This is a genomic window from Candidatus Zixiibacteriota bacterium (assembly GCA_017999435.1).
Lineage (GTDB): Bacteria > Zixibacteria > MSB-5A5 > GN15 > FEB-12 > JAGNLV01.
Map to the genome: position 1 here is coordinate 318,271 of JAGNLV010000002.1, position 19,716 is coordinate 337,986.

Consider the following 19,716-nt stretch of genomic DNA (forward strand, 5'->3'; position numbering starts at 1 on the left):
GGCGAAACCGCCGTGCGGGGAAAACCATTGACACCGCCGCCCTCCGCATGCCATCTTGCCGCGCAGGCCACTACCCCAATGACTGCACTGTGAGGAGCCAGGTGATGCAGAAATCCCCTGCGACCGCCGTGACCGATTCGCCCCCGCTGGCGCCCGCCGGCCCCGGCCGCGACCGGGCCTGGGTCCGTCTGCCGCTGGCCCTCCTCCTGGTCATCGCCGCTGTCCACCTTGCTCTCAATCTGGGCATTAACGACGGCCATCTGACGTACACGCTTGATGATGCGTACATCCACATGGCGCTCGCCGAGGGCATCGCCCACGGCCATTTCGGCATTAATCCCGGCGAAGTCTGCGCGCCGTCGTCGAGCATCCTCTGGCCCTTCCTGCTGGCCCCCTTCATGCTCCTTTCCTTCGGGGCCGTCGTCCCCTTCGTCGTCAATCTCGCGTGCGCCGCCGCCACCGTCCTGCTCATGGTCCGGACGATGGCGCATGGTTTCAGCGCCGCCGGTCTTGCGAACCCGGTCAAATATGCCGCCTGGGTCGCCGCGGCGCTCGTTCCGGTGACCAACCTCATCGGCCTCATCTTCTCCGGCATGGAGCACTCCCTGCAGTTGCTGCTCGCCGCCGCGGTCGTGCATGGTCTGGTGTGCGCTCTGTCGTGTCAGCGCGTTCCCCGGTGGCTGCCGGCCGCCCTGATCGCCGCCCCGCTTGTCCGGTACGAAATGTTCGCGTTGACTCTGCCGGCCGCCGTGTGCCTCTACCTCAGCGGGCATCGCCGGGTGGCGCTCGTCTCCGCTTTGACCGCCCTCGGGCTGGCCGCCGGGTACTCCGGGTACCTGGCCGCCCTCGGGCTCGGGGCGCTGCCGACCTCGGTGGCGATGCGCTCCGACGTCGTTTGCTCCGGCTGGTCGATAGCCGCCATCACGGACCATTTCCGCGGCAACCTGCTGAGTGGGGAGGGGACCCTCCTGGCTGTCGTCTTCATCCCCTTGGCCGCCGTCGCGCTGGACCGCTCCCGCCGCCGAGAACACCGCCTGCTCGCCGCCGCCGGGGCCGCCGGCATTGTCTTGCACCTGTCGGTCGGACGGCTGGGGGGCTGGTTTCACGCCCGCTACGACATGTACATCCTGCTGAGTACGCTCCTACTGACCGTGTTCCTGGCCTCGGCTCCCCTGGGACGGTTCCTGCAGCGGGCCGGGGGGGTGCGAGCGGCGGTCCTCGCCGTCGCAGCCGTCGCCCTCGTCGCTTTTCCGCAACTTCACCGCCTCAGCGACCTGCAAATCGCCGCGAGCAACATTTACCAGCAGCAGTACCAGATGCACCGCTTCATCACCGAATACTACCATGGCCCCGTGGCCGCCAACGATATCGGCTGGGTGGCTTTCCAGAATGACGAGACTGTGGTCGACCTGGTCGGCCTGGCGGACAGCCGCAACGTGGGGCGCCGGAAGGAGGCCTCCAGCGGTCAGTGGATGACCGAAGCGGCGGCTGCGGGAGGCGCCCGTCTGGCGATCATCTACGAATCCTGGTTCGCGCACATTCCGGATTCCTGGATTCCGGTGGCCGATCTCTTCCTCGGTCACCGCCGCACGAGCGCGGCCGACAGAAAAGTGACTTTCTATGCGCTCGATCGCGCCGCCGCCGACTCCGCTCGCATCCTCCTGACCCGCTTCGCACCCACTCTTCCCAAAGGTGTCCGGCTCGACCTCCGCCCGTCGGAGTAGCTCATCACGACCGTGTCGGGGGCCGCCGGGGCCCCGACCGCCCGAACTTTTCGTCCCCCGGCGCTATTATATAGATTGTACAGGTCGCATCGTCGGCTCTCACCTCGGCTCTGTCGGTCCTGACCCCTGGTTCTCGTGGAGGGTTGTATGATTGAATCCGAAGAACTGAAGGAGTCGGTGAAAACCCGGCTCGAGGAATCGGGAATAATCGGAACTATGGCCGAGAGGATCTGCCACTCTCTCCTGAGCGAGAAGCCTCCGGGACTTTCTCCCGATGAGTACTTCCACCTCGTCTCGATCTCCCTGCTTGAGCTCCTGCGCGCCCGGCTGCTCGCCTCGTGCGAGCCGGATCGGCTGGTCGGTCCGCTCGACCGCGGCCAGCTCCTTGACTACGACCGCATTCTCCAGGGACTCCTGCTGACCCTCGAACGCGACCTTCTGCGCAGCCACCTCCACATGATCCGGGCGCTCGGCGGCGCCATCGCCGAGCGCGACACCGGCACCAACGACCACAGCTACCGCGTCACCATCTTCGCCGTCCGGATCGCCGAGGCGATGGGTTTGCCCCGCCAGACGATCCGCTCCCTCATCAAGGGGGCTTTCCTTCACGACATCGGCAAGATCGGCATTCCCGACGCCGTCCTCATCAAGCCCGGCGAACTCACGCCCCCGGAACGCGAGATTATCAAGTCCCACGTGTCCCGGGGCGCCGGCATCATCGAAGTGGTCACCTGGCTTGCCGATGCGATTGACGTCATCCGCTACCACCACGAGCGTTGGGACGGCACCGGCTACCTGGCCGGGCTCTGCGGGGTCGAGATTCCCCTCACCGCCCGCATATTCGCCGTGGCCGACGTCTTCGATGCGCTCACGAGCCGAAGGCCCTACAAGCTGTCGTACAATTTCGATCAGGCCCGCGATATGGTCGTCGCCGGCGCCGGCAGCCAGTTCGACCCGGACGTCGTCCGCGTCTTCGCCGCCCGTGCCGAGGATCTCTACGCCGAGGGACACCGGGCGGCCACCCGGCGGCTCGAAGAGGTCATCCGCCGGTTCATCCGGGAGTATTTCGCCGTCGAATGGGACCGCGCGGTGCAGATGGAACCCAGCATGTGATCGGCCGCCAACGACAAAATACCCCTTGACCCCCTTTCCGGACTCCGTAGATTTCCGCGAACGCGGTCCGGCGGCCCGCCGTGATCGTGCGCCGCGCCGGCGGTGCGTCCGGCCGCCCGCGCCGCGCCGGCCACCGGAAGAGAGGAAACATATGCTGCATTCGATTTGGCCTCGCACCGGGGCTGCTGCAGTGCTGCTCGTGGTGCTCGCGTTCGCCTGCCGGGGCGGGGGAGAAGGGGGGCCGGCGGATGCCTCCGCCGCGCTCCGCGTCGATTCCGCCCTGTCCACCGACAGTGTCCCGATCTACTTCGAGGTCCACGGCAGCGGCGACACCGCGCTGGTCTTTGTCCATGGCTGGGGCATTGACGGCAGCTTCTGGGAGAAACAGATTCCGGCTTTCAGCGACTCCTACACGGTCGTCACCCTCGATCTGGCCGGCCACGGCCGTTCGGGGAAGAACCGGGCCGCGTGGACTCCGCATGCGTATGGCGCCGATGTCGTCGCGGTCCTTGACGCGGCCGGGATCGCGCACGCATTCCTGGTCGGCCACAGCATGGGCGGCGTCATCATCGCCGAGGCCGCCCGTCTTGCCCCGGACCGGGTCATCGCCCTGATCGGCGCCGACACCTACCAGGATTTTCGCGAACGCTGGACCCCGGACCAGGCCGAGCAGTTCCTCGCGCCGTTCCGCCGGAACTACGACTCCACCGTCGCCTGGTTCGCCAGCGTCATGCTGCCGGAGAATGTCGACACCGCCATTGCCTACCGCATCATCCGCTCTTTCCAGGCCGATGATCCCGCGGTCGGCCTGGCCACTCTCGGGAACCTCCTGGTCTACGACGCCCTCCCGGTGCTGCGGGAAGCCGGCAAACCGATTCGCGCGGTCAGCAGCGACTCGTACCCGACCAACCTCGCGGCCAACCGCGAAATCGAGCCGACTTTCGACGTCAGACTCATGAGCGGCGTCGGGCACTTCCTCTTCCTTGAGCGCCCCGAGGAATTCAATCGTCTCCTGGGCCAGACCCTGGCGGAGCTCCGCGCCGGCGGCGCCGCGCCGTAAGCCTGGTGCACAGCGATTTGCGGGGCGGGCGTCGAAAGCGTCCCCGCTCGGTCTGCTCTTGGGGAGAGGGCTATTCGTCGCGGAAGATTTTGACGACCGGATCGCGGCCCGGATACCGATACCCGCGGTACATGCCGGGGCTGTTGAACGGCATGGCGATCGTCCCGGCCCGATCGACCGCGACCACCCCGCCCTGGCCTCCCAGCGCGGTGAGCTTTCCCGTCACCACCTCGTCGGCCGCCTCGGCCAGGCTGAGTCCCCGGTAAGCCATGAGGGCCGCGATGTCGTAGGCCGCGACCGCCCGCATGATGTATTCCCCCACGCCGGTTGCACTCACGGCGCAGGTGGCGTTATCCGCCCAGATCCCCGCTCCGATAATGGGGCTGTCCCCGATCCGCCCGAACCGCTTGTTGGTCATCCCGCCGGTCGAGGTGGCCGCGGCGAGATTTCCGGCCCGGTCCAGCGCCACCGCCCCGACCGTCCCGGTTTTGTCCCGGTCGTCGGAATGATCGAGTCGCGTCTGGTCGCCCCCCTCCTGCCGCTCTTTCGCCAGCGCCTGCTGAAGTTGCTGCCAGCGCTGCTCGGTGTAGAAATACTCCGGTTCGACCAGTCGCACGCCGTGTTCCTGCGCGAACTTTTCCGCCCCCTCGCCCGCGAGCAGCACGTGCGGCGAGTATTCGAGGATCGCCCGGGCGAGGTTGATGGGATTGCGGACCCGCCGGAGCATGGCCGCCGCCCCGACCGCCCGCCCCGCTCCGTCCATGATGCACGCGTCCTGCTCGTGGAACCCCTCGTGGGTGAACACCGCCCCCTTGCCCGCATTGAACAGGTGGGAGTCCTCCATCACATTGACCGCCGCCTGGACTGCATCGAGGGCCCGCCCGCCCCGGTCAAGCACCTGGTAGCCGGCCGCCAGCGACCGCCGCAACCCGTCGAGGTACTCCGCCTCCAGCGCGGGCGTCAGTTTCTCTTTCAGTATTGTCCCCGCCCCGCCGTGGATTGCGATTGCGAACGGGGGGTGGGCATTCATCGCCTGTGGCATGCGCGTCTCTCTCTTTTACTCCCCCGCCGGCGTTGCCCGCTTCTTTCCCAGATCCGCAAATATCCAGAACAGCATATAGCCGGCTGTCCCCACGATCACCAGGCCGCTGATCGCCAGGAGGTCATCGAAAAACCAGTGGAACCCCGCTCCCGACAGCCCCACCGCGTGTGCCGCAACCGCGCTTCCGAGCAGCCAGTACACCGTCGTCTTGATCTTGGGCGCCGCCGAGGTGAACAGGAAGACCAGCCCGAGCGTGAAGTAAATCAGCGTCTGGCCGTTGATGTGCGTGTGCGCCAGCCCGGCATTGCGCCGCAGGTTGGGCTGCTCGAACTCATCGACATCGAAATCCTCCCGGTCCGGGTTGTAGTCATAGCCGGTACCCGGCCCCACCCCGTGTCTGGCGATCTCGGCCTCGATCGTCGAATCGACTTTCCCGAACCGCGCCGCGGCGGAAGCGCTGTCGGCGTGTACTTCCCGTCCCGCCAGATCGCTGTCCCAGATCGGCGCCAGCACCGCTTCGGAATCCACCGCCACCTCCTCGGCCTCTTCGGCGATCTCCTCCTGTTCGAGCCGCTCGTTCCGTGCCGAATCTTCCGTGGTGGGCGCCCCCTGCCCGGCCCGGTCGGCGTTCAGGTAGGCCGGCAGCCGGTCGGAGTGCACGATTCCCCGATCGACCGTGTAGATGAGCGCCACCCACAAGAGCATGCAGACCGCCAGCCCGGCGAAGATGCCGACGAAGGTCTTTCCGTAGGGCGGCAGGTCGGATATCCGAATTTTCTCGATCACGGGCATACGATGATACAATCGGTACAGGGATGCAAACCCTTTTCGGGAAGGGGAGAGGGCGGCCTAGCGCCGCACCTCGGGGCCAAAATTCTCGACTATCCGGATGTCCGAGCGGGAGTGCATGACCGAGTAAACGACGGACTTCTCGCCTGGGAGGAGTTTGACGTTTGACGCCCCTTCAGGCAGTGTGCCGACCGTGTCGAGACCGTCGCTGCCGACGCGAACCCGCCTGACCTCGTTGCTTGCGGACGCCCGACGGCCGGCCTTGAAACCCCCCGACCTCGTGGATGGTGACAATGTTCGGATGACTGAGTCTCGCCACTGCCTGCGCCTCCCCCTGAGAGCGCTTTCTGCCCCCGGCATCCGCCGCCAAGTGAAGCGGGAGAAACTTCAGGGCCACCGCCCGTCCGGGCGTGGTGTCCTCCGCTTGGTGGACTTAACGCATCCCGCCCGCTCCCGAGAAGCCGGTCAAGCGGTAGCGCCCGACCATCAGATCAACCGTCAACTGGATGTGGGTCTGCGTCCGGTCACGGCTGTCGTCACTCGTGGTCATGCTTTCTCGCCGACAACAAGGTTACCTGCGCTGGACTCTGCGTAATCTGATGGCTTGAGTGTAGATGTTTGCGTGAGTTTGTCCAGAGGCGAAAACAAGTTCGCCGACCGGCCAAAAAAAAGACCCCGGCTGCCACACGCAGCCGGGGCCCTCGCTTTCACCGCGACTCGTTGCTACTGCTCTTTCACCGTCTCCAGGAGGCGCTTGATAATCTCCATCGTATCCACCCCGTCGGCCTCGGCGTTGAACGAGGTCACGATCCGGTGCCGCAGCACCGGGTAGGCGGCAAAGCGCACATCCTCCGGCCCCGGCGTCGGACGTCCGTCGAGGATCGCGCGCGTCTTGGCGGCCAGGATGAGATACTGCGACGCCCGCGGTCCCGCCCCCCAGTTCACCCAGTTCCGCACGAAGTCGGGGGCGTCCGGCTCGTGCGGGCGCGTCTTGCGCGCCAGCTTCACCGCGTACTCGACCAGGTGGTCCGAGACCGGCACCCGCCGCACGAGCTGCTGGAAGCCGATAATCTCCTGCGGCGACAGGATCTTGTTCAACTGGTAGTCCAGCACCGCCGTCGTCGATCGCACAATCTCCCGCTCCTCCCGCTCCGAGGGGTAATCGACGAACACGTTGAACATGAACCGGTCGAGCTGCGCCTCCGGCAGGGGGTAGGTTCCCTCCTGCTCGATAGGGTTCTGGGTGGCCAGCACGAAGAACGGTTCGTCGAGTTTATACGTCTCGCCCGCCGCCGTCACCTCATGCTCCTGCATCGCCTGCAGCAGCGCCGCCTGCGTCTTTGGCGGCGTCCGGTTGATCTCATCCGCCAGGATGATGTGCGCGAACACCGGTCCCTTGACGAACCGGAACCGCCGTCGCCCGGTCGCCTGGTCCTCCTCGATGATCTCTGTTCCGGTGATATCCGAGGGCATCAGGTCGGGCGTGAACTGAATGCGATTGAATCTGAGATCCAACACCCGCGCCAGGGTCGAAATCAACAGCGTCTTGGCCAACCCCGGCACGCCCACGAGCAGGCAGTGACCGGAGGCGAGCAGGGAGATCAGGAGTTGGTCGATCACTCTCTCCTGGCCGATAATGACTTTGCCGATCTCCGCCTTGATGCGCCGATAGGCGCTGTTGAGGTTCTCAACCGCTGTCAGGTCAGCCTGCGTTCCCGAGATTGCCATTCATCCTCCGGATCATCCAGGTAGCCGGTACGCCGCGCACCCGCGGGTCGGGTGCGGATCACCATATTTCTCTTATAGTCCGTGCTTTTCTTTCGGTTTCGCTTGCGACCGAAACTCCGGCCGGCGACTCCGAACTATCACCAGGAGAAACATGAAAAGACCGGATAGCGCAAGGCTTTTTGTATCAGCCGCTAGCCTATCCGGTCGTAATCGGCCACTTGACGCAACAAGGTATAAGTCTTTTTCTTTCAGGACATTAAGAGGCAATACCGTTGTGGATAACGGGTGTCTTTCCCGGTGAATTTCTCGACACTATGTCCTTCGCCGACAAAAACTTGATCGTTTATCCACAAATTCGGGTATTTCTCCACAGCTGGCGGCGAATTGTTACTTCTTGACTTCCTTTTTGTCGCCGATCACGTTCGCGACCGTTTCCCGATTCTGCTCGGGGGGAAGGAACCCGAACTCTTTGCGCGAGGCGGTAGTCCCCTTCATGTTGCAGTTGCCGCAGAAGACGGCGCCCTGCTCGATGACGAGCGACTTGGTGCGCAGGTCTCCGTCCATTTCGCAGTTGGCCTGGAGTTCGATTTTTTCGGTTGCGTTGATGTTGCCGTGCATGTGGCCGGCGACGATCGCTTCCTTGGACTCGATTTCCGCCTCGACCAAGCCCGTAGTACCGACCGTTACACAGTCCGAGCAAATCACTTTGCCCTTCACCGTGCCGTCGACCCGGAGGGCGCCCTTGACATCCACCGTTCCGGTGATCACTGTGTCTTTGCCGATTAAGGTGTTCATGAGTCCTTCCGCTTCACTGTCGTTTCTCTTGATCATAGGGATTTTCCAGAGGATTTATGGGTTCATCGTTTATACGGACTTCATAATGCAAATGCGGGGCGGTCGAAATGCCCGTGTTCCCCGAGAGCCCGATCCGGCTCCCGGCCGGGACCTCCTCGCCGGCCCGCGCGAGAATCCTGTCCAGGTGGCCGTACACGCTCACCACCGTGTCGTTGTGGCGCAGCACGATCATGTTGCCGTACGTGGAATCGACATCGGCGAAAATCACCAGCCCGGCCGCCGTCGCCAGCACCGGCGTGCCGACCGGACAGGCAATGTCGACTCCCGAGTGGTAGCGGGCATCGTTCTTGACCTCGAAATTCTGCGTGATGAATCCGCGGATCGGCAGTCCGGCCGGCATCGTGAAATCGGTGGCGGGACGGTTGATGGCCGCCGCCGGCGCCTCATCGATCGCCGCAAACAGCTCCGAGTCGCTCGGAATCTCCGGGAACTGGTAGTCGATCCCGGCCAGCGAGGTCAGCCGTGCGACCACCTGCCGCATCTCCGCGATGTTATCCTCGAGTATGCGCACCTTGTACTGGTATTTCAGCAGTTGTTCGTTTTCCTCTTTCAGTCTATCGGTCATGGTCGCCCGAACCATTATCTTCGAATAGGTGGCGAAGAAAATTATTATCGCCAGCAGCGCCATCGTGAGCGCCACCCCGCCCGCCTGCACCACCCAGGTGCGCACCCGGAACCCGCGCTGCGGCCGGTTTCCGTCGGGAACAAACAGCACCGTGATATACCGCGACTGCGCCATGATCACGACAGTTTGGCGAGCAGTTCGAGAATCCGGGTGAGGTCGTCCACGCCGTAGTATTCGATCTCGATGCGGCCGCGCTTCGGGCCGTGGTGGATATGCACCGCGGTTCCCAGCGTCTGCTTAAGGAAAGTCTCGGCCTCGGCCATGGCCGGGGGCAGGCGCCGTCCGGCGGGGCGGCCTTTCGCCCGCGCGGGCCGGCGTGTTTCCTCCTCGACCGCCCGCACCGTGAGCGACTGCTCGGCGATCCGCTCGGCCATCTCGATCTGTCCCTGCTCGTCCTCAATCTGCAGGATCGCGCGCGCGTGTCCCTCGGTGATCCGCCCGGCGCGGATCATCTGCCGCACCGGTTCCGGCAGCGTGAGCAGCCGCAGCGCATTGGCCACCGCCGCCCGGCTCTTGCCGATCGCATCGGCCAGCGCCTGCTGCGTGTATCCTCCCCGCTCCATGAGCGTCCGGTAGGCCTCGGCCGCTTCCATCGGGTTGAGATCTTCGCGCTGGAGGTTTTCGGCGAGCGCGAGTTCGAGCATCCGCGCGTCGTCGCTCTCGTCGCGCACTATCACTGGGACCTGGCTCAGCCCGGCCAGGCGGGCCGCCCGGTAGCGGCGCTCGCCGGCGATTATCGTATAGGTCGACCCATCTTGCCGAACTACCAGCGGCTGCATCATCCCGTTGCGCTCGAGCGACTCGGCCAGCTCGAGCAGCCCCGCCTCGTCGAACTCCCGCCGAGGCTGGAGCGGGTTGGGCGCGATCAGGTCAACCGCCACCTGGCGCATCCGCCGCTCCCCGCCCGCCTCGCCGCTCTCGACCGGGATGAGCGCGTCGAGCCCCTTCCCCAACACAATCTTCTTCACCGTGCCAGTACCTCCCGGGTGAGCGCCATGTAGTTCTCGGCGCCCGTTGACAGGATGTCGTACAAAATGATCGGCTTGCCGAACGACGGCGCCTCTGACAGCCGCACGTTCCGCGTGATCACGGTATCGTACACCTTTCCTCCGAAATGCTTCTTCACCTCGTCGAGCACCTGCCGCGACAGGTTGAGCCGCCCGTCGTACATCGTCATCAGCGCCCCCTCGATCTGCAGCGTCGGGTTCAGATGCTCCTGCACGAGGCGGATCGTGTTCATCAGCTGGCCGAGTCCCTCGAGGGCGTAGTACTCGCACTGGACGGGGATGATCACGCTGTGCGCCGCCGTCAGCGCATTCACGGTGAGCAGCCCGAGCGACGGCGGGCAGTCGACGAGGATGTAGGCGTAATCATCGAGCACCGGGGCCAGCGCCGCGCGCAGGCGCGTCTCCCGCGACATCACCGACACCAGCTCGACCTCCGCCCCCACCAGGGCGATCGATGAAGGCGCCAGGTGGAGGTACGAGAGCTCCGTCTCCCGCAGCACCTCGCGCAGCGTCGCCGAGCCGAGCAGGACGTCGTAGATTGATGTCTCGATTGTTCGTTTGTCGAATCCGAACCCGCTGGTGGAGTTTGCCTGCGGGTCCATGTCGATCAGGCAGGTTTTCAATTCGGCCGCGGCCAGGCAGGAACTGAGATTCACCGCCGTGGTCGTTTTGCCCACGCCGCCCTTTTGATTCGCGATCGCGATAATTCTGGCCAAGCAACAATCCTTGTTGACGATATCCACACACTCGAAAACCGAATACTATGCGCAGAGACCCTCAGAATCAACTAAAATGTGAAAGAGTCACTCAGGTTTTCTCGTAACTATCGTGGCCGTGTGGAAATCCCGCCCCCCGCCGGCGGTGAATCGCAGTTGTCTGGTCAGAAATCTGGAGGAATCAGCCGAGATATCGGCCAGTGCATAGTAGACGAAATCTCCGCCCGGCGCCAACAGCGGAAGGATTCGCGCGGCCAGTCGGTCGGTGAGCCGCACCAACCGAAGCGTGATCAGATCGCATGATCCTTCCTTAAGGACGAGCGACTCGAACGATTCAGTGCAAATCTCCGCCCGAAGCTGCAGCTCCATCAGTATCCGGCGCAGCGCGGCGGCTTTCTTCCGTGTCCGTTCCACCAGGAGGGTGTCGCTGATCGTTGCGGTGAGCACAATGGGGATCGCCGGGAATCCTCCACCGCTGCCGATGTCGAGATAACTCCTCGTCTGCGCTCGGTGGAGTTCGGTGATCGGGTAGATCGATTCCGCCGTGAGCCGCCGCAGTCCCTCGAACCGATCGCGCCCCGACGGGGCGGTCGGGGGCAATGTTTCACGTGAAACAATGTTGACCCGGCTGTTCTCCCGCGCGAGGAGCTCGAAATACGGGGTGAGCCTGTTATTAGGATCCCGTTCGCGCAGAAACGCCGCCACGTCAAGCCTGATCCCCTCGCTTGTCCCGTTCATGCCGACAGCGCCTTGTGCCTCTGAAGGTAGACCGAAAGCACCGCTACATCCCCCGGAGTGATCCCCTCGATCCGCCCCGCCTGGCCCAGCGAGGTCGGCCGAAACCGCGCCAGTTTCTCCCCAGCTTCCTTCTTAAGCCCGCTCACGCCCGCGAAATCGAAATCATCGGGAATTGTCTCCCGCTCCATGCGCCGGAATTTGTCGATTTCCCGTTGCTGCTTGTCCACGTACCCGCTGTAACGAACCACGATGGCTGCCCTCTCGAGCGCCTCCTGGTCATCCGGGAACCGGCCGGGGAACTTCCGCAGCCACGCCACCGCCTCATTAATAGAGAGCGTCGGCTGACGGAGGAGGTTGTCGAGGCTAATCGTCTCCACTCGCGTGAACCGGGCTCCTGCTTCACCGAGTTCATCCACCCGCACGCGGATCTTCGGGATCATCGCCACCACCGCATCGGTTCGGCGCTGCAGATCATCGAAACCGGCGAGTACCGTTTCCGGAATGAGACCGAACCGCCGGGCGTAGGACTGGAGCCGGTCGCGGGCGTTGTCTTCGCGGAGCGTGAGCCGGTACTCAGCCCGCGAGGTGAACATCCGGTAAGGCTCGGTAGTCGACCGCGTTGTCAGGTCGTCGATCATCACCCCGATGTACGCCTCGGAGCGGTCAAGTACAAACGGCGCTTCCTGTTCGATCCGGAGAACGGCGTTGATGCCGGCCATAATCCCCTGTCCCGCAGCTTCTTCGTATCCCGATGTCCCGTTGATTTGTCCGGCGAGGAACAGCCCGTTGATCCGCCTGGTCTCCAGCGACGGCTTGATCTGGTGAGCCGGGCAGTAGTCATACTCGACCGCGTACCCCGGACGGGTCACCCGGACATTCTCAAGCCCGGCGACCGTCCGGATCGCCTTCACCTGCACCTCTTCGGGGAGCGCAGTGGAAAAGCCGTTCGGATATACTTCATTGGTCCCGTTCCCCTCCGGCTCGAGGAAAAGCTGATGGCGCTCCTTGTCGGCGAAGCGGAAGAATTTATCCTCAATCGACGGGCAGTAGCGCGGTCCGCGCGATTTGATCTGGCCGGAAAACATGGGAGACAGGTGGAAGTTTTCGCCGATTATTGCCTTAGTCGCCGAGGTCGTGTACGTCAGGTGGCAGCAAACCTGTTGGAACACCCGGCGAGGCGAGCGGGGGGAGAAAAACGGCACCGGCTCATCCCCCGGCTGAACCTGGCAGGCACCCCAGTCGATAGTGTCGCCGTCGAGTCGGGGCGGTGTCCCGGTTTTCATCCTCCCGATCTCGAAACCGAGCGACCGGAATGACTCCGACAGCCGGTAGGCGGCCGGTTCACCGATTCGGCCGGAGGGAATCTGTTTCCGGCCGATGTGGATCAGGCCACCCAGGAAAGTCCCGGTGGCGATCACTGCGGCCCGGCATGAGATCTCGTCGCCTGATTCCAGGCGGATTCCGACTACGGTCTCGCGCTCGGTGAGAATTTCTCCGGCCAGACCCGGGATTACCGAGACTTTCGGGCAATTTCGCACCAGCTCGACGATGAATCGATTGTACCCGATTCTATCTGCCTGCGCGCGGGTCGACCAGACCGCCGGTCCCCGCGAGAGGTTGAGCCGGCGGAACTGGATTCCGGTGGCGTCAATCGCGATCCCCATAACGCCGCCGAGAGCATCGACCTCTTTCACGATGTGTGACTTGCCGATCCCACCGATCGCCGGGTTGCAGGACATCAGGGCCAGTCGGTGCGGGTCCATGGTCACGAAGGCCGCGCTCTTACCCATCCGGGCCGCAGCCAGAGCTGCTTCAACCCCGGCGTGCCCGCCTCCTACCACTACGATGTCGAAATCCCGGTTCACCATCATCTTGAGGGAACGCTCCGCTTAGGTCGGGCGGATCGCTTTTTTGTCCCGGTTTGCGCTTTGATCAAATGTCGGGATGTTTCACGTGAAACAACACTACTTCCCAATGCAGAACTTCGAGAAAATCTGATCGAGAATATCCTCATTATAAATCCGCCCGGTGATCTCTTCCAGCGCCCCCGCCGCCTGTCGCAAATCGAACGCGACCAGCTCCGGAGATTCTTTCAAGCTAATCTTTTCCGAGGCCGACCGCAAGGCCGTCTCAGCCGTTTCGAGCTTTTGCCGGTGTCGCGCCGAAGTCACGATCATCCCGGAGGTAAAATCGGGCATCCCCTCGTTGATGTGCGCCACCAGATGTCCAACCAAGTTGTCGATCCCTTCGCCGGTCTTGCACGACAGGTAGATCGTCTCGATCTCAGCCGGAGTTTCCGATATCGCCGGTGCGGCCCCGACCAGGTCAATCTTGTTGGCCCCGATCACCACGGGCAGCCCGCCGATGCTCGCGAGATCCTCCCCCAGTTGCTTTTGCCAGTCCTTGGCCGAGAGATCGACGAGCCAGACTACCAGGTCGGCCTCTTCCATAATCTTGCGTGCGGAAGTCTGTCCGGCCTGCTCCACCGCGCCGCCCCCTCTGCGAATACCGGCCGTGTCAACGAGATTCACGGCGTACCCGTGGAGGTCGATCCATTCGGAGAGATAGTCCCGCGTCGTTCCCGGCGTGGCAGCGACGATTGCGCGTTCCTGTCGAAGCAGCCGGTTAAAAAGCGATGATTTCCCGGCATTCGGCCGCCCCCCGATCGTTACCCGGTACCCCTCCCGAATAATCCGCCCGCCGCGATAAGTCGCCGCCAGCTGGAGGATCTTTCCCCGAACCTGATCGATGCTCTCCCGTTGCCCGGCGGCCATCGCCGGCTCGATCTCTTCTTCGGGGAAATCTATTGACGCTTCCACCTCGGCCATCACCGCGACAATCTCCTGCCGCATTTGCTCGAGCCGTTCGGTGTAGGCGCCCAGCAGGTGATTTCGGGCAGTCGCCAGCGACACCTCGGTATTGGCGGCGATCACTTCCGCGACTGCTTCGGCCCGGGCGAGGTCGATCCGTCCGGAGAGGAAAGCCAAGCGGGTGAACTCTCCCGGCTCGGCGGCTCGGGCGCCCGCGGTCAGAAGCTCGTGCAGGATCTGCCGCACCACCAGGTGCCCGCCGTGGCAGAATATCTCGACCTGTTCAAGTCCCGTATATGATTGCCCCTCCGGCATATACACTGCGGTAACTTCATCGATTGAGGCCCCTTCACGGTCGGTGAAAAGGCCGTGCCGCAAGAGCCACGGCGAAGCCGGCGACTTCACCTGAGTCGGTCGGAAATGTCGGGACAAAATGGCCAGGCTGGCCGGCCCGGCCAGCCGCAAGGCTGCGATTCCCCCCTCTCCCGGCGGTGTGATCACCGCCGCGATCGTGTCGATCCCGCTGTGATCAGGACTTTTTTTTTAGGTGCTCCGCCCATATTACGCCGTCTTGATCTGCGGATTTTTCGCCCTGTTCCGCCGGAACACCAGCCAATCGACCACCGCCAGCACGGAGAAAGCCGTCCAGTAGATGATCAGGCCCGAGGGCAGGCTGTACAGGAAAAAGCCCAGCATGATGGGGAATATGTAGGTGAGCATCTTCTGCTGCTGTCCGCCTCCCGACATGGTCAGCAGCGATGACAGCATTTGCGTGACGACCATGAGGACAACCAGGATGATATAGGGGTCGGTCAGCCCCGAGGCGCCTCGCGACAGATCGGTGACAAACCAGAACAGCGGTTCATGGCGGAGGAGGATTGTCGCCTGGAAGACCCGGAACATCGCAATCATGAGCGGCATCTGCGGCAGCATCACGAGGCACCCTGACATCGGGTTCACCCCGTGTTCCTTGTAGAGCTTCATCGTCTCCCGCTGGAGCCCCTGGTTGTCATCCTTGTACCGCTTCTTGAGATCCTCGAGTTTGGGGGCGAGATCCCGCATCGCCTGCATCGACTTGAACTGCTTGAGCGACAGCGGCAGCGTGATGATCTTCACCAGCACGGCGAAGAGGATGATCACGAGGCCGTAGTTGGGGACGATGTCGTGCAGCTTGGGCAAGAGCCACATCACGGCGATCGCGAACGGCTTGAGGATCGCGCCGAAAAAGGGCATCGTGCCGATGTCGAGCATGTCCTCCAGGTCGACGCCGTAGTCATCCATGCGCAGGTAATCCAACGGGCCGGCGTAGACGGTGAAGCTGTCGCTGATCGTCTCGACCCCCGCGAACGTCATCACCGCGCCGGCGGTGATCCGGCGCTGCTCAATCCGCCCCTCCGGCGTCGCCAGCATCTGCTTGGATCCCTCGGCGACGGCCGCCTGCGCCTCCCGGCTCCGGGGAATGAGGATCGCCGAAAAGAACTTGTTGCGCACTCCCACCCACTCGGTGTAACCGTCGAGACTCTGCGCGAGCTGGTTGTCGTGAAACTCATCGAGAGTCGCCCGCGATCCCCCCTGCATGGTCACGGCCTGCATCGCGCTGTAGTCCGCCCGGGCCTGACTCTCGGTGATCCCCAGCGGCGTGTTCCACCACAGCGTGTAGCTCCGCTCGAAACCGAGCGCCCGTGTGTCCTCCACCGTGAGCGTCAGGTCGTAGTGGTACTGGTCCGGATAGAAGAAATAGGTCTTCCGGATAATCCCGCCCCCGGGGTTCGTGTAAGTGAACGATATCGGCAGCGTCTCGCGCGCGACGCTGTACCGGCCCGGCGCGAGACTCGCCTGAAACGGAAGGGCCGCTGTCGAGAATGTCCCGCCGGCGAAAACCGCGTTCGGGGTGGCGGCTTCGCACTCCGGGAGCATTTCCACATTCGCGCCGCCGATGTACGTGTACTCCTTCAACTGAATCGACACCGGGCCACCCCCGCGCGTCGATAGAAGAATCCGGTAGAACTCCGTTTCTACCGCGATCGTATCCGCCCCGACGGTGTCCGCCGGGATCTCCGCCACCGGCTGCGGTTTCACAGTAACTTCCTGCACCGCTTCCGGTTTTATCACGGGAACAGGGGCGGAAGAGTCAACCGCCGCGGTAGAATCCGGTGCTGTCCCGGGGGACGACGGTCGCGGCGGCTCGTACAACCCGAGAAACTGAAGAATCGGATAGTAGAAAATGATAATCGCGCCAAGAATGACGACGATGATGATGGTTTTTTTGTCCACGGTGACCCTTGGTTTCAGTCTTTATCCCGGAGCCGGCCGGCTTATTCACGGGTTTCTTTCGCCGACGGCACCGGATCGTAGCCTCCCGGGTGCCACGGATGACATCTAAGTAATCGCCTGACAGAGAGATACAATCCGCTGAGAGCTCCGTGTGAACGAAGCGCCTCGACTGAGTAGTGCGAGCAACTGGGATAGAAGCGGCAACTTCCGGCAAAAAGCCCGGAGAGCGTCGCCTGGTATATGCGAACGAGCAAAATCAGAAGACGGGCGGCCACAGATGGCCGGGGGTTAGTCGGCGTGGCGATTGATCGCCTCGAATATACGACCGAATTCCGCATGCAAAATGTCAAACCGCAGGGCGTCTCCATAAAGCCGGGGCAGCACCGCGATTCGGACCTCCCGAGTGAGACGGTGGCGATTCAGTCTGAGCGCCTCGCGCAGGAGGCGCTTGATCCGGTTACGCCGGGCGGCATGGCCGTGGCGGCGTCCGACGACGACGACATATCCGAAACGGTCGGCCGGCTGCCAGCGGAATGTCGCCGCCGCGCCGCGCAGCGTGCGCCCGCGCTGCACCACATCCTCGATCGCCCGGCGCTGCTTGAGACTCAGGCAGCGAGGCAGACAGCGGGACGACTGGTTACTTCTTGCGGGCAACCTTGACAGTCAGACGCTTTCTTCCCTTGGCGCGACGGCGCGAGAGGACGAGGCGCCCTCCCTTGGAGGCCATGCGCTTGCGGAAGCCATGGTCGTTAAGTTTCTTCCGGTTCGACGGCTGGAATGTCCGTTTCATTTCTTCCTTACCTCAAGTCGGTTAAACTTTCGAATATAACCAATCCCCCCGACTCGTCAAGGGATTAATGTGCTCGCGGGGGCCCCGGCGGCCGCGGGCTGCGCCCCGGCGGGCACGTCGTATGGTCCGGCCGGCGGCGCGTCAGGTGCCTGTCCGCTTTTTAGTTGCGCCCCGGCACGGCGGTGGGTATCTCGTGAAACACAGGCCGTGCGGCGGTGTGAAAGGCTGAAGTAATGGCGTCGATTCTGAACCTGCTTGCCCAGAACGACCTCCTCCTGCTCTTCGTGATTATCGGGCTGGGCTACCTGATCGGGAACATCCGCATCCTCGGTTTCAAACTGGGGGTGGCCGCCGTGCTGTTCGTTGGTATTGCCTTCTCCGCCCTCGACAAACGCCTCATCCTTCCCGAGCAGATTTACATCGTCGGGCTCGTTCTGTTCGTCTATGCGATCGGCCTGCAGGCCGGCCCGGGATTTTTCACCTCGTTCCACCGGAGGGGGCTGCGCATCAGCGCCATCGCCATCGTCATCCTGACGGCCGGCGCCGTGGTCGCCGGGGTGATCGGCCATTTTCTCAATCTCCCGGCCACAAGCATTGCCGGCCTCTACTGCGGGGCGCTCACCAACACCCCGGCTCTCGCCGCGGCCGTCGAAGCCACCGCCAACATGGCCAAAGCCCTTCCCCCGGACAAAGTCCAGTTCTACCTCAACAGCCCGGTCGTGACCTACGGTCTGGCCTACCCTATCGGCGTTGCCGGGATGATTCTCTGGATGTTCGCGTTTGCGAAGATTTACCGCGTGGATTTCTCGCGCGAGACCGAGGAAGTCAAGCGCGAGGCGGATGCGGAAGCGATCGCGAGCCGGACGTTCCGGGTCACCAATCCCGCCGTCCAGGGACAGACCGTCGAGCAGTTCTTCGCCGCTTTCGAACAGCCGCAGTTTGTTTTCAGCCGCATCAAGAAGGGGGACCTGGTGCAAGTGGTGAGCCCGGAGACCGTGCTCGAGGCCAACGACCTCATCGTCGCCGTCGGCCCCTCGAAAGCCCTTCGCACTGCCCACCTCCTGCTCGGCAGCGAATCGAACGAGACGCTGGCGGAACGGCGGGATGAGACGGCGTACAAGTGGTTCTTCGTCTCGAATCCCTTGGCGGTGGGCCGGTCGATCAGCGAGCTCAGGCGCCAGCGCGCCTATGTCGGGACGGTCACGCGCCTGCGCCGGGGCGACGTCGAGTTTGTCCCGTCCCCGACCACAACGCTGGAGATGGGCGACCGCGTGCTGGTCGTGTCGCCGCGCCTCGAGGTCGACCGCATCGCCGGCTATTTCGGCGATTCCGTCAAAGCGCTCTCCGAGACCGATTACCTGTCGCTCTCGGCGGGGATCGTCCTGGGGGTGTTTCTCGGCATGATTCCGATTCCGCTGCCCAATGGGACGGCGTTCAAGCTCGGCTTTGCGGGCGGGCCGCTGGTGGCCGGCCTGGTTCTCGGCCGCCTCGGCCGCACCGGACCGATCCACTGGAGCCTCCCGTTCAATGCCAACCTCGCGCTGCGGCAGATCGGGCTGGTCTTCTTCCTCGCCGCGATCGGCACCAAGGCCGGCGTGGGGCTGACCGCCACCGTGGAGACCGGGGCGCTGGGGATGATTGTCTCCGCCGCGCTCATCGTTTCGTTCGTCGCCGCCGCCACCATCATAGCCTTCTACCGCTACCTGAAGCTGCCCATGTCGGCGACCTTCGGACTGGTAGCGGGGATCCAGACCCAGCCGGCCGTGCTCGCCTATGCGAATCAGCAGGCCCAGAATGAGCTGGTCAACCTCTGGTACGCCACGGTGCAGCCCGCCTCGATGATCGCCAAGATCCTGCTGGCCCAGATCATCGTGACCACGCTGCTGTTCCGGTAGGACCGCCGCACTCCATTTTTAACTTGCGCCGGTCCCGCACGTTCGGCCAACGTAGGGCGGTCCATCGACCCTCACACTAGTTACAAGCGAGGTGCTGCGTGGAAGCGCAAGTTCTGGTCCCCCAGGCCCTGAACTACTGGGCCATCCTGGTCGCCGCGGCCGCCTATTTTGTCCTCGGCGCGCTCTGGTACGCTCCGCCCGTGTTCGGCAAGGTCTGGCGGACCGGCATCGGCAAGACCGACGAACAGGTGAAGGCGGATTTCTCCCCCTGGAACCTGGTCTGGACGTTCATCTTCTCGTTCGTCGCCGCCTACGGGGTTGCTAGACTCGTGCAGTGGAGCGGCGGGACGTCGGCGGGCGACGGTCTTCTGGTCGGGTTTTTGGCCGGGGTCTGTTTTGCGGCCGCGACGGTCGCCATGCACCACGTCATGGAGAAGCGCCCCTGTTCGCTGACTGTGGTGAACGCTCTCTACTCGATCGTGGGTTTTCTCCTGATGGGGCTGATCGTCGGGGCGTGGCGCTGAGCCGCCCCGCTCGCCTGCGGGCGTAA

Annotated in this window: 19 protein-coding genes; 5 read left to right on the forward strand and 14 right to left on the reverse strand. The window is 63.7% G+C overall.

Translation table 11 applies throughout. From position 1 onward, the window contains the following. Positions 1-104 precede the first annotated feature (104 nt). From KA261_06820 to KA261_06830, 3 genes are all read left to right on the forward strand, one after another. A complete protein-coding gene (locus tag KA261_06820; protein MBP7697508.1) occupies positions 105-1,724 on the forward strand; it encodes a hypothetical protein in 1,620 nt (539 codons plus the stop codon). Positions 1,725-1,871: 147 nt separating this feature from the next. Next, on the forward strand, positions 1,872-2,837 hold the full coding sequence (locus tag KA261_06825; protein MBP7697509.1) for an HD-GYP domain-containing protein: 966 nt from the start codon (positions 1,872-1,874) through the stop codon (positions 2,835-2,837). Between the two features lie 151 nt (positions 2,838-2,988). Beyond that, positions 2,989-3,897, forward strand: coding sequence for an alpha/beta fold hydrolase (locus tag KA261_06830; protein MBP7697510.1), 909 nt, complete (start codon positions 2,989-2,991; stop codon positions 3,895-3,897). A 70-nt stretch (positions 3,898-3,967) separates the two neighbouring features. Here the strand turns inward: KA261_06830 and KA261_06835 are convergent, their stop codons facing one another. The 14 genes from KA261_06835 to rpmH form a co-directional block, all read right to left on the reverse strand. Continuing rightward, positions 3,968-4,939, reverse strand: a complete 972-nt coding sequence (locus tag KA261_06835) for an isoaspartyl peptidase/L-asparaginase (protein ID MBP7697511.1) — start codon at positions 4,937-4,939, stop codon at positions 3,968-3,970. Between the two features lie 15 nt (positions 4,940-4,954). Next, entirely contained in the window at positions 4,955-5,731 is a 777-nt protein-coding gene (locus KA261_06840) for a hypothetical protein (protein ID MBP7697512.1), read from the reverse strand. 720 nt (positions 5,732-6,451) lie between these two features. After that, positions 6,452-7,456, reverse strand: coding sequence for a MoxR family ATPase (locus KA261_06845; GenBank protein MBP7697513.1), 1,005 nt, complete (start codon positions 7,454-7,456; stop codon positions 6,452-6,454). 387 nt (positions 7,457-7,843) lie between these two features. After that, positions 7,844-8,251, reverse strand: coding sequence for a polymer-forming cytoskeletal protein (locus KA261_06850; protein MBP7697514.1), 408 nt, complete (start codon positions 8,249-8,251; stop codon positions 7,844-7,846). 13 nt (positions 8,252-8,264) lie between these two features. Continuing rightward, complete coding sequence (locus KA261_06855) at positions 8,265-9,050, reverse strand: M23 family metallopeptidase (protein ID MBP7697515.1); 786 nt, start codon at positions 9,048-9,050, stop codon at positions 8,265-8,267. Between the two features lie 2 nt (positions 9,051-9,052). Further along, on the reverse strand, positions 9,053-9,826 hold the full coding sequence (locus tag KA261_06860; GenBank protein MBP7697516.1) for a ParB/RepB/Spo0J family partition protein: 774 nt from the start codon (positions 9,824-9,826) through the stop codon (positions 9,053-9,055). A gap of 74 nt (positions 9,827-9,900) precedes the next feature. Further along, entirely contained in the window at positions 9,901-10,659 is a 759-nt protein-coding gene (locus KA261_06865) for a ParA family protein (GenBank protein MBP7697517.1), read from the reverse strand. 87 nt (positions 10,660-10,746) lie between these two features. Beyond that, positions 10,747-11,397, reverse strand: coding sequence for a class I SAM-dependent methyltransferase (locus tag KA261_06870; protein ID MBP7697518.1), 651 nt, complete (start codon positions 11,395-11,397; stop codon positions 10,747-10,749). Beyond that, positions 11,394-13,268, reverse strand: coding sequence for a tRNA uridine-5-carboxymethylaminomethyl(34) synthesis enzyme MnmG (gene mnmG, locus KA261_06875; GenBank protein ID MBP7697519.1), 1,875 nt, complete (start codon positions 13,266-13,268; stop codon positions 11,394-11,396). The genes KA261_06870 and mnmG overlap by 4 nt, the downstream gene beginning before the upstream one ends. 93 nt (positions 13,269-13,361) lie before the next feature. Next, positions 13,362-14,708, reverse strand: coding sequence for a tRNA uridine-5-carboxymethylaminomethyl(34) synthesis GTPase MnmE (gene mnmE / locus KA261_06880; protein MBP7697520.1), 1,347 nt, complete (start codon positions 14,706-14,708; stop codon positions 13,362-13,364). Positions 14,709-14,768: 60 nt separating this feature from the next. Beyond that, on the reverse strand, positions 14,769-16,481 hold the full coding sequence (yidC, locus tag KA261_06885; GenBank protein ID MBP7697521.1) for a membrane protein insertase YidC: 1,713 nt from the start codon (positions 16,479-16,481) through the stop codon (positions 14,769-14,771). Between the two features lie 41 nt (positions 16,482-16,522). Beyond that, a complete protein-coding gene (gene yidD / locus KA261_06890; GenBank protein MBP7697522.1) occupies positions 16,523-16,819 on the reverse strand; it encodes a membrane protein insertion efficiency factor YidD in 297 nt (98 codons plus the stop codon). Continuing rightward, positions 16,770-17,135, reverse strand: a complete 366-nt coding sequence (locus KA261_06895) for a ribonuclease P protein component (protein MBP7697523.1) — start codon at positions 17,133-17,135, stop codon at positions 16,770-16,772. The genes yidD and KA261_06895 overlap by 50 nt, the downstream gene beginning before the upstream one ends. Next, entirely contained in the window at positions 17,119-17,271 is a 153-nt protein-coding gene (gene rpmH, locus KA261_06900; protein ID MBP7697524.1) for a 50S ribosomal protein L34, read from the reverse strand. The genes KA261_06895 and rpmH overlap by 17 nt, the downstream gene beginning before the upstream one ends. A gap of 233 nt (positions 17,272-17,504) precedes the next feature. Between rpmH and KA261_06905 the strand changes: the two genes are divergently transcribed. Both KA261_06905 and KA261_06910 read left to right on the forward strand, forming a co-directional pair. Beyond that, positions 17,505-19,166, forward strand: coding sequence for a transporter (locus tag KA261_06905; protein ID MBP7697525.1), 1,662 nt, complete (start codon positions 17,505-17,507; stop codon positions 19,164-19,166). Positions 19,167-19,264: 98 nt separating this feature from the next. Beyond that, positions 19,265-19,690 carry a DUF1761 domain-containing protein gene (locus KA261_06910; protein MBP7697526.1) on the forward strand — a complete coding sequence of 142 codons (426 nt, stop codon included), beginning with the start codon at positions 19,265-19,267 and terminating at the stop codon, positions 19,688-19,690. Positions 19,691-19,716: the final 26 nt, after the last annotated feature.